Consider the following 13,129-nt stretch of genomic DNA (forward strand, 5'->3'; position numbering starts at 1 on the left):
CTGCCATCATCAATCCTTAATATCGACCGGATAGAAAATGTGTTTGCCAAACGGATCGACGGTATATCCGCTCACCGTTTTGCGCACCGGCTCGAAAATTGTCGAATGGGCGATCATCACGGCAGGCACCTGGTCATGCATCATCTGCTGCGCTTCGAGATACAGGGTGACGCGCTTGTCATGGTTTTGCTCAGCACGTGCTTCGGTGATGATCTTCTCGAACGGCTGATAGCACCATTTGGAGGAGTTGGAGCCGCCATTGGCCGAGGTGCAGCTGTAGAGCGGGCCGAAGAAGTTATCCGGATCGCCAGTCGCCGTGGTCCAGCCCATCAGCGCCGCCTGATGCTCGCCGCCCTTCACGCGCTTCAGGTATTCACCCCACTCATAACTGACGATGTTGGCTTTAATGCCCACCTGCGCCCAATCTGCCTGAATCATCTCTGCCATTCGTCGCGCATTCGGGTTGTAAGGACGCTGTACCGGCATCGCCCACAGTGAGATTTCGGTGCCGGGTTTTATGCCCGCTTCCTGCAGCAACGCTTTGGCTTTCTGCGGATCATAATCGTAATCTTTCAAATCCTTGTCGGCGCTCCAGACATCCGGCGGCAGAATATTTTTCGCCACCGTGCCGGTGCCTTTGAAGATCGCGTCAATTATCGCCTGCTTGTTAATCGCCATCGCCAGCGCCTGGCGGACTTTAACGTTATCCAGCGGCGCTTTAGTGGTGTTGAACGACAGGAAACCGGTGTTGAGTCCCGATTTCTGTTCCAGCGTCAGGTCAGGATTGGTGCGCATTTTTTCCAGATCGGCCGGATTAGGGAACGGCATAATCTGGCACTCGTTTTTTTCCAGCTTGGCATAGCGCACTGAGGCATCTGGGGTGATGGAAAAGACAATGCGATCCAGTTTCGCTTTGCCCTGCCAGTAATCCGGGAAGGCTTTGTAGAGAATGCGGGAGTCTTTTTGATATTGCACCAGCTCAAATGGCCCGGTGCCGATCGGCTCCATGTCCACTTTTTCTGGCGTACCGGCCTTCAGCATCTGATCGGCATACTCCGCAGAGTGAATGGAGGCGAAGTACCAGGCCAAATCCGCGAGGAACGGCGCTTCCGCATGCGCCAGCGTGATGCGCACCGTATTGTCATCCACTTTCTCTATATTCTTGATCAGCTTCGCCAGTTCCAGGCTATCGAAATTGCTGTAGTTGCCACCGGAGACGTTGTGGTAGGGGTTTTTGGGATCCATCTGACGCATAAACGAGAAGATCACATCATCGGCATTCAGGTCGCGCGAGGGTTTAAACAGTTTGTTGCTTTGGAATTTAACCCCTTTGCGTAAGTGAAACGTGTATACCGTGCCGTCCGGGCTGATATCCCAGCTTTCAGCCAGGCTTGGCACCAGTTCTGTGGTGCCGGGCTTGAAGTCTACCAGGCGATTGAAAATCGGCACTGCGCTGGCATCCACACTGGTTCCCGAGGTGTACAGCTGTGGGTTGAAATTCTCAGGAGAACCTTCAGAACAGTAAACCAGCGTTTTTGCCGATACCCCGCCTGCTACCGCTAAACACAACGCGCTGAGTGTGAACTTTGCCATCATCTTTTTCATTGTGATCCTCGTTTTTGTTGACTTCCATGAGCCCGCATCGGTATGTATTGATAAATAACACGTTTTATCCGAGGTGTGTAATGCACATCGCGCAAAGCTAATAAGGAAATGTGATGACAGAACAACTCGCGCGCCAACTGACCCAACGTTTTTACCGTTATCTGGCGGTTTCCAGCCAGAGCGATGCCAAATCCACCACGCTGCCCAGCACCCCTTCACAACATGCGATGGCGGAGCTGCTGGCGCAGGAACTGCGTGAGCTTGGGCTGCAGGATATCGTCATCGATCAGCATGCCACGGTGACCGCAGTAAAACCGGGCAATCGGCCTGATGCACCGCGCATTGGCTTTATTACCCATATCGACACGGTTGACGTGGGTTTATCACCGGATATCCACCCGCAAACCCTGACGTTTAACGGCGATGATTTGTGTCTGAACGCGCAGCAGGATATCTGGCTGCGCGTGGCGGAACATCCGGAGATCGCTCCCTATCACGGGCAGGAGATTATTTTTAGCGATGGCACCAGCGTGCTCGGCGCCGATAATAAAGCGGCGGTGACGGTGGTCATGACGCTGATGGAAAACCTCAAAGGCGATCATGGCGACATCGTGGTGGCATTTGTGCCGGATGAAGAGATTGGATTGCGCGGCGCCAAAGCGCTGGATTTGGAGACACGCTTTAACGTTGATTTTGCCTGGACTATCGACTGCTGTGAGCTGGGCGAAGTGGTGTATGAGAACTTCAATGCGGCGGCGGCGGAACTGGTGTTTACCGGCGTGCCGGCGCATCCGATGTCCGGTAAAGGCGTGCTGGTGAATCCGCTCCTGATGGCGCACGACTTTATTTCACGTTTCGATCGCCTGGCCACGCCAGAACATACCGAAGGACGCGAAGGCTATATCTGGTTTAACGATATCAATGCCAACGCCAGCCGTGCGGTGTTGAAAGCATCGATTCGCGACTTTGATTTAAAGGGATTCGATGAAAAAAAACAGCAGTTGGTGGAAGTGGCGGATGAGATCGCCGCGCTTTATCCTACCGGGCATGTTTCACTCACCATTAACGATACTTATAGCAACATCAGCAATGCGATTGGGGAAGACCGTCGTGCGATTGACTTGATATTTGCGGCGCTCGAACAGGTGGGTGTGGAACCGAAAGTGATCCCTATGCGAGGTGGCACGGATGGTGCGGCCTTATCGGCCAAAGGATTACTGACACCGAACTTCTTTACCGGCGCGCACAATTTCCACTCACGCTTTGAGTTTTTACCGATGCCGTCGTTTGTGAAGTCTTATCAGGTGGCGGAAGCGCTGTGTTATCTGGCGGCGAAATAAGCAAGAACTTTACCGGCAGATCTTAATGCTGTCAGAGGCACAGTGAGGGTCCGGCGACCGTTGGGAGGCAATGCCACACACTTCGACGTAAACGAAAAAGGCTGCCATAGATGAACAATGGCAGCCTTAATTTAATCCGGTTTTAACGGCGCAGCGCGCCAGAGTGGCGCTTGCTGTTATTTCGCTGCGGTCACATCAATGCCAGGGAAGAATTTCGCCGCCAGCTTGGTGATGGTGCCGTCAGCCTGCACTTTCGTGATAGCCGCATCCAGTTCACCTTTCAGCTTGGCATCACCCTTACGCAGGCCGAAACCGATACCGGAACCGAGGATGGTGTCATCTTCAACCGGCTTGCCAACAAAGGCGAAACCTTTGCCCTGTGGCTTATCGAGGAAACCAGACTGACCCGCAGCAGACATCACCAGCGTGCCGTCAAGGCGGCCCGCCACCATGTCGTTATAAACCTGGTTCTGGTCCTGATAAGAGGTCACGGTCACGCCCTGCGGCTCCCAGTGCTTCTTAGCGTAAGTTTCCTGGATTGAACCCTGCAGCACGCCGATGTTTTTGCCTTTCAGCGACTCGGCGGTTGGCAGGACTTTCTCGCCCTCTTTAACGATCAGCATGGTCGGAATACGGTAGATGGGCTTGGTGAAATCGATGCTTTTAGCACGCGCTTCGGTGATGTTCATCGCCGAGTTGATCGCATCAAACTTTTTCGCCTGCAGTGCCGGGATCAGCGCATCAAAGCTGCTTTCCACCCACTTACAGTCGAATTTGCCAACTTCGCAAATTGCTTTACCCAGTTCGATATCAAAACCTTCCAGCTCGCCCTGTGCGTTGCGGCTTTCAAACGGTGGATATTGTGATTCCAGACCGTAGCGTAAGGTTTCCTGTGCCAGTGCGTGTGCAGAAGTCAGCATACCCAGCGCCACAAACAGTGCGTTTAACTTTTTCATTATTCTTCCCCTAATTACCCTTTAACCCGGCACAGCGCTTCCGCGCCAGCCTGCAGTGTTGCGTCGTCTTTCGCGAATGACAGGCGAATTAATTTATTGTCAGTGCCGTCCATATAAAACGCCGACAACGGAATGGTGGCCACACCGTGATCGACGATGAGACGTTTTACCATTTCACTGTCGCTTTCGTCACTGAAATGTCCGTAACTGGCCAACATAAAGAAGGAACCTGCGCTTGGCAGCAGCTTAAACGGCGAATCTTGCATCAATGACAGCAGGCGATCGCGTTTTTCCTGATAGAACGGTGACAGCTGCAGATAGTTTTGCGGATTCTGCAGATAGTGCGCAAAACCCACCTGCATTGGCGTATCGGCGGCGTACATCATGAACTGATGCACCTTCACAATTTCTTCCATCAACGCGACCGGTGCCAGCGCATAACCGACGCGCCAGCCGGTGACGTGGAAGGTTTTGCCGAATGAAGACACGATCACGCTGCGCTGTGCCAGTTCCGGATGGGTTGCCATGCCGCAGTGGGCACGGCCATCAAACAGGATGTGTTCGTACACTTCGTCGGACAGTACCACGATATCCGTGTTGCGGGTTAAGGCCGCCAGCTGCTCCAAATCGGCTGGCGTCAGCACCTGCGCACTGGGGTTGTGCGGCGTGTTGATGATGATCATGCGGGTGCGCGGCGTGATGGTGGCGCGCAGTTCATCCCAGTTGATCGCAAAATCCGGCACCTGCAACTTCAGGCCAATCGGGGTTGCGCCCTGTAAACGCACCACCGGCGCATAGCTGTCGAACGCCGGTTCAAAGAAGATCACCTCGTCACCAGGATGCACCAGCGCCGAAATCGCCATGTAAATACCCTGGCTGGCGCTGCCGGTGATCAGCACTTCGCTGCCCGCATCATAGCGCTGGCCATAAAGCGTCTCGACTTTTTCAGCCAGCGCTTCACGCAGCGCCGGTAAACCGGTCAGAGAGGCATATTGGTTATGACCTTCGCGCATGGCTTTACTAACCAGCTCCACCAGATGCGGATCGCACGGGAAGTTCGGCGCACCTTGCGACAGGTTGATGGCTTTATGTTGTGCTGACAGCTGGCCGATGACGCTGAAAATCGTCGTGCCGACATCGGGCTGTTTGGAAGAGATGTTAACACTGCTATTCAAGGTCATCGTTGCTCCACAAGGTTGCATAACCACGTAAGTAAAGTAGATTTCTATTCAACGGTGAGACGCTTGAGTCGACAAGCGAATTGTTGTCATAATAGCCATGATTAAAAATCATAGCTTGAGGTCGTTATGTCCCGCTCCGCCCTGCCGTTGAATGCCATCCATGCTTTTCTGGTCACCGCACGCCATCTTAACCTGACGCGCGCCGCCAGCGAATTATGCATTACGCAGGGTGCGGTGAGCCGTAAAATCGCCACGCTGGAAAGCTGGCTGGGATTTCCCTTGTTTGCACGCCATGCGCGTGGTCTGCATCTTACCGAGCAAGGCGCGGTGCTGTTGCCCGAACTGCAACAAGGTTATGCCATGCTGGTGAATGCCACCGAGAAAGCCAGCCGCAGCAATGCCTCAATTCGCCTGAAAGCGCCCACCTGTGCCATGCGCTGGCTGGTGCCACGTTTGGTGCCGCTGGAGCAACAGCGGCCGGAAATCCATGTGGCACTGACCACCACGCTGGACCACGCTTCACAGCTGGAAAATTATGATGCGGCGATTGTGTTTGGCACGCCGCCTGCCGGTTCCATTCGTTTATTTGATGAGCGACTGACACCTGTCCTGGGCAGCAACATCACGCCACCCGTGGGCATCAGCGATTTGGCGAGGTTTACTTTTTTGCATCCCACCAATGATTCCCGCGACTGGCAAATGTGGCTGGCGGATCAAGCGGCCACTGTGCCGATGGCACGCAATCAGCACTTTGCTACTATGGATCTGGCCATCAGCGCGGCGATTCAGGGCTTTGGTGCAACGGTGGCGGATGTGACACTGGTGCAAAATGATTTGGCGAATGGTCGCTTGATTGCCCCGTTTGCCAACAGCGTGGCCACCGGGGCAGCGTACAGCCTTTTACAGTGCGCAGAACAGGATGCGCCACCGTTCCTGCCGGATCTGGTGGCGTGGTTGTGTCAGCCTCAGAATGAAACCCACTCATCGGCGCTGGCCGACTTCGATTGAGCGACAGGCGTACTGGTTAACAGCGGACGGCGCAGAACGGTGCTGGCTGGCGCGGCCTGAGCTTTACCTAACGGCGCACTGTCCGACAGACGGAATTTCGCGACAGAAGCCTGCAACTCTTCCGTTTGACGCTCCAGCGCACTGGCCGCCGCAGAAACCTGCTCTACCAGCGAGGCGTTCTGCTGAGTCACGCTGTCCATTTCCGTGACGGCGGTGCCAACTTGCGAAATGCCCTTGCTCTGCTCTTCGGAGGCGGCCGCGATGTGCTTCATGATCTCATTCACATCCTGCACCGACTTCAGAATATCGTTCATGGTGCTGCCTGCGCTGCTGACCAACGCAGAGCCCTTATCCACGCGCTGGACGGAATCTTCAATCAGCGTGGCGATCTCTTTCGCCGCCCCGGCACTGCGCTGTGCCAGATTACGCACTTCACTGGCCACGACCGCAAAACCACGGCCTTGTTCGCCCGCACGCGCGGCTTCAACGGCGGCGTTAAGCGCCAGGATGTTGGTCTGGAAAGCAATGCTGTTGATCACGTTGGTGATCTCAGCAATTTTCTTCGAACTGCCGGAAATGCCCTGCATGGTGGTGACCACTTCCCCTACCAGACGGCCGCCCTGCTGCGCGGTGCCGGTAGCCGTTTCTGCCAGTGAACTGGCCTGACGGGCGTTGTCGGCGTTGAATTTCACCGTTGCCGTGAGCTGCTCCATACTGGCCGCAGTTTGCTCCAGCGCGGCCGCTTGCTCTTCGGTACGGGAGGAGAGATCGTTGTTACCGGATGAGATTTCTGCCGCGCCGCGATAGATATTCTCGGTTCCGCTGCGAATGGCGCTCACGGCTTCACGCAGGCTGTCCTGCATCGCACGCAGCAGCGGCACCAGTTTGCCAACACAGTTGCGGCCGAAATCTTCCACGGGCTGACTAAGATCGCCTTGGGCAATCACTGCAAAATGGTTACGTACGCGCTCCAGTGGTTTCACCAGCATCGCTACCAGATAACGGTCGGTGAACAGCAAAATCACCAGACCGAACACCACAGCAACCAAAATAATCACCTTAGTAATGTTGGTGAGTTTATCGACGGTGACACGGGTTTCATCCAGCTTAATGCCTGCGGCTTTATTAAACGCCTCCGCGCTGGTGCCAAAGGCGCGGCTGAGGGCGGGCGTCACGTTATTAGCCTGTGTGCGGTAAGCTTCAACGGTGCTCTGCTGTGCCAGCGACACCTGCGGCGCAATCCCCTCATCCAGCAATTTCTGCCAGCTGGCGATAACGCTGTTAACCGTTTCACTGTCCATCGGGCCAGGTGCCATCGCTTTGAATTGCACCAGCTGCGCTTTCATACTCTCCAGCGCCTGTTGCACCGGTGCGAAGTCATCCGCGCTTACTGCCGCGCCCGATGCACGCCCTTCCATCACGCGGGATAGACGCGTCACCACACGAAAATATTGATCGTTGCCTTTACTCAGTACCGTCATCTGATTAACCAGCTCACGGTCTATCTCATTCCCTTCGCCGAGGGCATTGAGCGAGTGCACGCTAAATAATCCGACACCGCACCACAGCAGGCAGAACAGCCCGAGAATAGTCAGCATGACGGCGCGAATAGTGAAGTTTTTTAAGATTCCCATACATAATCCCTTGGTGTGAAACGCGTAGGAGGCCCGATAAAATCGGGCATATTGCGTTTATCGGCAGTGGATTGGGAAAATGTAACGGTTTAATAAGCTAATTAATTGCTGTCTGCTTAAGCCGGATAGGAAATGTTATTACTGATAATCAATGGATTAGCCGAAAATTTGCCTTATAAATTCATTTGCGCAATTTCACTATTAGCCTGCTCATCAAAGCTTAACGTGGCTGCGCATCATCAGACGGAACAAACACAGCCGCCCACGCATAAAACGCGCCTTCAACACCGCTTGCGGTTTACCCTGATCACCGAGGGCTAATGTCAGGTCTTCACGGGGACGCCACACCGGCCAGTCGATTTTGCCCTGCAGCCGATAACTAAACTCACTGGCATCCCGGGCGAAGGTCACCCAATAGGTACTGACCATGTCGGCGAAGCGCTTATCTGCGGCAGTGTAATCCCGCTCAGGCAGCGGTTTCAGTGAGGTCAGCGTGTTGAACACATAGGGGATTTCGTTGCCGTGCCAGGTGCCATGTGGATAGAGGTCGCGGGCGTTCTCTGACACATAGTCGAACCAGTATCGCCAGGCAGGCATGCCAATACTGTGTTGAGACTGCGCCACCAGTAACGGGATCACGGTAAACGCCATGTCTCGCGCCACTGCCCGGCCCAGTAAGGTATCGTCGTGAATATCGTATAGCCATTTCATCAGGCCATAACTCAGGCGATTTTTGCGACGAATTTGTTGTAACACCGTTGCAGGATCAACACCAAAATAATCCAGTACGCTGGCTTCATCACTGTTACTTCCCACCATCAACGGCACCCGATGCTGTTTACCGGCCATAAAGGTTTCGAGCATCGGTCTGGGGAGCACCGCATCACCGCTGATTGCCACCGGACCTAATCCCAGTGGACGTTGCAGCGGCCAGAATTGATCGGCAGGTAACTGACGAAGCTGTTCGGCAGAGGCGTGATCCGGCAGGCCAAAATGCGCTGCAACCTGTTTACCGATCTGTTGCGCCCTCCTGCGCGGCACATCCGGCAAGCTGTATGCACTCTGGACAATACCTTTGTGGAACAGCCCTTCAGCCAGCGGAGAACAGCATAAAGACAACACGCTGCGCGCCCCCGATGATTCGCCAAACAGTGTGATATTTTGGCGATCGCCGCCAAAGGCAGGAATATTGCGTTGAACCCATTGCAGCGCAGCGATTTGATCCAGCAAGGCAAAGTTATTTACCACCGCTTCTTGCGGGTATTCAGCATCCAGCGCCGGATGGGCGAAAAAGCCAAAATGGCCAAGACGATAATTGAGCGTGACCACTACGACGCCCTGCGCGGCTAAGGCTTTGCCGCGATAGGGATCAAGACTACCCGCGCCGATGGTAAAGCCTCCGCCGTGCAGCCACACCATCACCGGCAAGGGACGGGAGGGCTCAACGTCTGGGGTCCAGATATTCAGGTACAGACAATCCTCATTGAACCGGCCCGGATCGCCGCCACCCACTGCCACGCAATAATCCCGGTTTTGCCAGCTGGCATCACCCCATTGCGTGGCTTCACGTACTTCTTGCCAGTGTGCAACCGGCTGTGGCGGACGCCAGCGCAGTGCGCCCACAGGTGGCGCGGCGTAAGGTATTCCCTTGAAGACAAAAAGATCATCGTCAATCAGGCCTCTGAGTTCACCCTCTGCGGTCATGATCCTCAGACGTCGTTCGTTTTTCATCTCGGGTTCCCAGATCAAGCTTGGTTCCATTATTTGCAGGCCTTAAGCGAATGTCCATGTTCTGAAAGCATTTGCAGATTAAGCCGAATATGCTTTCGATCCATTGAACATCTCCATCAAATTATTTGGCTAACCCTGGCATGGCGAATTGCATTAAGGTTACAAGTTAACCTGGCGAGACGGAGAAGCGCGATGTTTGGTGGTATCAACCAGATGTTCAATCGGATGAGCGATCACCCGGACTTCGGTAAACTGCTGTTACGTCTGACGTTTGGCGGCCTGCTGTTATTTCATGGCGAATTCAAGGTGATGCATGGCGTCGACTGGATCGCTCATATGCTGGCCGTTAAAGGCATGCCAGGTTTCATCGCTTACGGTGCTTACATCGGGGAAATAGTGGCACCTGTCATGGTGATCATCGGTTTAATGACGCGCCCTGCGGCTTTCATTATTGCGGTGAACATGGTTGTTGCGACCTTGCTGGTAAAAATGGGCGCAGTCTGGCATCGCACAGATGTTGGCGCCTGGTCTCTGGAAACAGAGGCGCTTTATCTGCTGGGCGCACTCGCCATCATGTTCTTGGGTGCCGGGAAGTACACGCTGGTGCGTGATTCGCGCTTGCAATAAAAATCAAAAGAAATGAAGCCGGTCTGCTGAAGTGCTGATGCCACTTCACAGACCGGTTTTCTTATGCCCTTAACGTATACCGCAACGAGCCAGACTGCGCTGCTGCATCTGCTGATACAACGCCATCTCATCCTGCACCGCTGCACCTAACGCGGCTTCAAAATCCGCCCGGCTGGCATTGCCCGCGCTACGTGCGTGCGTTTCGTCGCCTAAATTAGACTGAAATATCCCCGCTGCGCTCACTGGCAGAAAATCTTCATACACTATCGGTTCTGCCTGCACGCGCCCTTCAGCAAGCAGTTGAACCAGAGTTTCTCCCGTTTGCGGAGGATGCTGGGTGCCCTTAGCGGTCAAACGATAGCGGAACCACGCCAGTTCCTGTTCGCGCAAGGTATCTTCATCATCTGGGAAATCGCGAAACACCGCGCTCAGATGCTGTTGATGATGCTGGTTATCACTGCCGGTGCCCGCTTCCGCCAACAGACGGTCGTAGAGTGTGCGGCCTTTGGGGGTTAGCGCCGCGCCGCGCTGTTCGATCTCACCAAAGCGCGCAGTATGTGTGCCGGGGGTGCCGTCATTAAAATGGACTGCCTCTTCCAGCGCTTTAAAGCTGGTTTGACGTAACAGAATCGGCACCTGACGTTGGGGGGGGCCCTCGATGAGGGTTTTAGGATCGATGCCGCGCGTGGGCATTAAGGTTTGCACGCGATCTATATCCAACGTGCGTGGGGTCAGATGGTTGATGTGGCACCCCTGGAAGCACACTACGTCGGCAATCAAACGATGTTGCTGGCTCAGTGCGCGGTAGGTTTCACTGTCCACGAGGGTATGGGCATGCCAGCGGAAGGTTTCCAGCGCCTCTTTGACAAAGCGAGCGGCATCAGCGGCGTTTAAACCGCCCTGCTGTTGATGTTGCGCGATCAATGCGCGGCAACCCGGCGTGAAAATATCGCGCGCGGCTAAAATCGCGGCGGCTTTCTCTCTCAACGCGGCATCATCAATCAGTTCAAGACGTAACAGAGAGGTAAACACGCGGAACGGATTGCGGCGCAATGCGCTGTCCGTAACCGGACGAAAAGCGGTGGAGTGAACCGGCACGCCCGCCTGGGAGAGATCGTAATATCCTACCGGTTCCATCCCCATCACCGCAAACATCTGGCGCAGCGTGCTGAGTTCTTCGGCAGTCCCCACACGAATCGCACCGTGACGTTCCACACTGAGTCGGTCCAGTTCATCGGCGGCGGCGAGACGGTTTTTTAAAGCGGGTTGTGCTTCCAGCGTACGTTCATTCACGGCCGTGACCAGTTGCGTCAGGGTGCCATATTGCGGCACTTCCTGCTGATACATACTGGACATCGCTTGCGAGAACAGCGTGCGAATCGCATCGCTGGTGAGAAAGTTTTCCATGGTCATCACCTCGGCGTTAAGGGTTGTTGCTAATGTAGATCAACCCTTTATCGCCGTGGAGGAATTTCGTGGAACTGTGATCGGCCTGTCACTCAACCCGGTCTGACGGGTCACCAAAGCGACATTTCAGGGCCAGCATGATCGTGGTGAGCACCGCTGGAATCGCCAGCAACAGGAAGATTTGGCTGAACGACCACCCGAGCGAAAGGAGTTCTGCGCCGACAAAAGCACTCATAATCGCACCGACACGACCCACACCGTGCATCCAGCTGGAACCGGTCGCACGCGCGTGCGTAGGGTAATAGCTGGCGGACAGCGCATTCATGCCGGTATTGGCGCCGTTAAAGCAGAAGCCGCTAAAGAAGGCGATGGCACTCATTAATCCCACTTCCGCCGGGGAGAAGCCGAGCGCGACAATCGCAATGCCGCCACAGAAGTAGATCACCGCCAGCGCGATATTGGCGTTGATGCGGTCCATCAGCCAACCCGCAAACAGCGAGCCTACCGTGCCGCCCGCCTGGTACATGGCCGTGACGATAGCCGCCTCCGTCACCGACATACCCAGGGTGTTGATCAGCGAGGGCATCCAGCTGCCAATCAGATAGACGAGGAACAGCCCCATAAAGTAGCCGCCCCATAACATCAGGCTGCCGAAGAGATATCGCCGGGAAACCACCGTCGCCACTGCGCCACGCCGCACGACAACCTGTTCAGTGGACTGGTAATGGCTGTTCGGCTCAACGACGCCAGGCAGCATGCGATCCAAAATGGCATGAATACGTGCAGCAGGTGCGCGACGGCTAATCAGGAAGCGCACGGATTCCGGTAAGCCGCGCAGCAGGAAAGGCAAAACAATCAGCGGCAAGACGCCACCCATCAACATCACGGAGTGCCAGTCATAGCGAGGCAACAGCCAGGAAGCTGCAAATCCGCCCGATGCGGCACCAAAGGTGAAACCGCAGAACACCACGGTGATAATGAATGAACGTCGACGCTCTGGTGCATACTCTGCTACCAGCGTTCCAACGTTTGGCATGGCTGCACCGAGGCCAAGGCCGGTGAGAAAACGGAATAACATCATTTGATCGATGTTTTGCGCCATGGCGGTGGCCAGCGTCCACAAGCCAAAAAAACCCACGCTGAGCAGTATCATCACACGCCGCCCGTAGCGATCGGCCAATGGCCCTGCCACCATGGCACCTAAGGCCAGGCCAATCAGCGCAGCGCTGATCACCATGCCAAGCTGATGATTAGTGACGCCCCAACTGGCTTTCAATGTAGGAGCGATAAAGCCCATCAGCGCGATGTCCATGCCATCCAACGCAACAACGATGAAGCACAGCGCAATCAGGCGTTTTTGCCAACGGCTAAGCGCACTCTGATTAATCAGCTGGCGAACATCTACGGCTTCAACGGTGGTCACGGATCAACTCCTGCACATTCATCGTTTAATCATCAGTTTTGGTAAAAAAAACGGCGATAATGATAGCTCATCGTTAACAATAACGGGCAGGATTTTTAGGTGTAAGTGAGAATTATTCAAATTATGCGAGATTAAGCGCTTGATATTGCAATAGGTGATAATTTTGCATTGGCGCTGACTTTCACTAATTCTATTTAAAACATCAGGTTAGCAACAT

General features: G+C 54.7%; 10 protein-coding genes. 3 read left to right on the top strand and 7 right to left on the bottom strand.

Going from position 1 to position 13,129, the window contains the following annotated elements:
- Positions 1-9: 9 nt before the first annotated feature.
- Complete coding sequence (locus FD737_RS05925) at positions 10-1,605, bottom strand: ABC transporter substrate-binding protein (RefSeq protein WP_160832966.1); 1,596 nt, start codon at positions 1,603-1,605, stop codon at positions 10-12.
- Between the two features lie 113 nt (positions 1,606-1,718).
- Here FD737_RS05925 and pepT point away from each other — a divergent pair, with 113 nt between their 5' ends.
- On the top strand, positions 1,719-2,945 hold the full coding sequence (gene pepT / locus FD737_RS05930) for a peptidase T (RefSeq protein ID WP_160832967.1): 1,227 nt from the start codon (positions 1,719-1,721) through the stop codon (positions 2,943-2,945).
- 176 nt (positions 2,946-3,121) lie between these two features.
- Here pepT and FD737_RS05935 read toward each other — a convergent pair whose 3' ends face one another.
- Positions 3,122-3,901: a transporter substrate-binding domain-containing protein gene (locus tag FD737_RS05935; protein ID WP_058962084.1), complete on the bottom strand. Its 780-nt coding sequence runs from the start codon at positions 3,899-3,901 to the stop codon at positions 3,122-3,124.
- A 14-nt stretch (positions 3,902-3,915) separates the two neighbouring features.
- Positions 3,916-5,082, bottom strand: a complete 1,167-nt coding sequence (locus FD737_RS05940) for a methionine aminotransferase (RefSeq protein ID WP_160832968.1) — start codon at positions 5,080-5,082, stop codon at positions 3,916-3,918.
- Positions 5,083-5,208: 126 nt separating this feature from the next.
- Here FD737_RS05940 and FD737_RS05945 point away from each other — a divergent pair, with 126 nt between their 5' ends.
- Entirely contained in the window at positions 5,209-6,090 is an 882-nt protein-coding gene (locus FD737_RS05945) for a LysR substrate-binding domain-containing protein (RefSeq protein WP_160832969.1), read from the top strand.
- On the opposite strand, the gene FD737_RS05950 is transcribed toward FD737_RS05945, so the two are convergent.
- Complete coding sequence (locus tag FD737_RS05950) at positions 6,048-7,724, bottom strand: methyl-accepting chemotaxis protein (protein WP_160832970.1); 1,677 nt, start codon at positions 7,722-7,724, stop codon at positions 6,048-6,050. The two genes, FD737_RS05945 and FD737_RS05950, sit on opposite strands and share 43 nt — an antisense overlap.
- Positions 7,725-7,937: 213 nt before the next feature.
- Entirely contained in the window at positions 7,938-9,455 is a 1,518-nt protein-coding gene (locus tag FD737_RS05955) for a carboxylesterase/lipase family protein (protein ID WP_160832971.1), read from the bottom strand.
- 192 nt (positions 9,456-9,647) lie between these two features.
- Here FD737_RS05955 and FD737_RS05960 point away from each other — a divergent pair, with 192 nt between their 5' ends.
- The gene (locus FD737_RS05960) at positions 9,648-10,082 is read left to right on the top strand and encodes a DoxX family protein (protein ID WP_034830906.1); all 435 of its coding nucleotides are present in this window, start codon (positions 9,648-9,650) and stop codon (positions 10,080-10,082) included.
- A 69-nt stretch (positions 10,083-10,151) separates the two neighbouring features.
- Here FD737_RS05960 and FD737_RS05965 read toward each other — a convergent pair whose 3' ends face one another.
- Together FD737_RS05965 and FD737_RS05970 are read right to left on the bottom strand one after the other, a co-directional pair.
- Complete coding sequence (locus tag FD737_RS05965) at positions 10,152-11,489, bottom strand: VOC family protein (protein WP_160832972.1); 1,338 nt, start codon at positions 11,487-11,489, stop codon at positions 10,152-10,154.
- A gap of 88 nt (positions 11,490-11,577) precedes the next feature.
- A complete protein-coding gene (locus FD737_RS05970) occupies positions 11,578-12,912 on the bottom strand; it encodes an aromatic acid/H+ symport family MFS transporter (protein WP_097117070.1) in 1,335 nt (444 codons plus the stop codon).
- Positions 12,913-13,129: the final 217 nt, after the last annotated feature.

Source organism: Pantoea sp. Seng (genome assembly GCF_009829935.1).
GTDB classification, from domain to species: Bacteria; Pseudomonadota; Gammaproteobacteria; order Enterobacterales; family Enterobacteriaceae; genus Pantoea; species Pantoea communis.

What these genes read in the sequence shown, in the direction of transcription:
- FD737_RS05925 (WP_160832966.1), bottom strand. Translation starts at nt 1,605, where the DNA reads ATGAAAAAGATGATGGCAAAGTTCACACTCAGCGCGTTGTGTTTAGCG.
- pepT (WP_160832967.1), top strand. Translation starts at nt 1,719, where the DNA reads ATGACAGAACAACTCGCGCGCCAACTGACCCAACGTTTTTACCGTTAT.
- FD737_RS05935 (WP_058962084.1), bottom strand. Translation starts at nt 3,901, where the DNA reads ATGAAAAAGTTAAACGCACTGTTTGTGGCGCTGGGTATGCTGACTTCT.
- FD737_RS05940 (WP_160832968.1), bottom strand. Translation starts at nt 5,082, where the DNA reads ATGACCTTGAATAGCAGTGTTAACATCTCTTCCAAACAGCCCGATGTC.
- FD737_RS05945 (WP_160832969.1), top strand. Translation starts at nt 5,209, where the DNA reads ATGTCCCGCTCCGCCCTGCCGTTGAATGCCATCCATGCTTTTCTGGTC.
- FD737_RS05950 (WP_160832970.1), bottom strand. Translation starts at nt 7,724, where the DNA reads ATGGGAATCTTAAAAAACTTCACTATTCGCGCCGTCATGCTGACTATT.
- FD737_RS05955 (WP_160832971.1), bottom strand. Translation starts at nt 9,455, where the DNA reads ATGAAAAACGAACGACGTCTGAGGATCATGACCGCAGAGGGTGAACTC.
- FD737_RS05960 (WP_034830906.1), top strand. Translation starts at nt 9,648, where the DNA reads ATGTTTGGTGGTATCAACCAGATGTTCAATCGGATGAGCGATCACCCG.
- FD737_RS05965 (WP_160832972.1), bottom strand. Translation starts at nt 11,489, where the DNA reads ATGGAAAACTTTCTCACCAGCGATGCGATTCGCACGCTGTTCTCGCAA.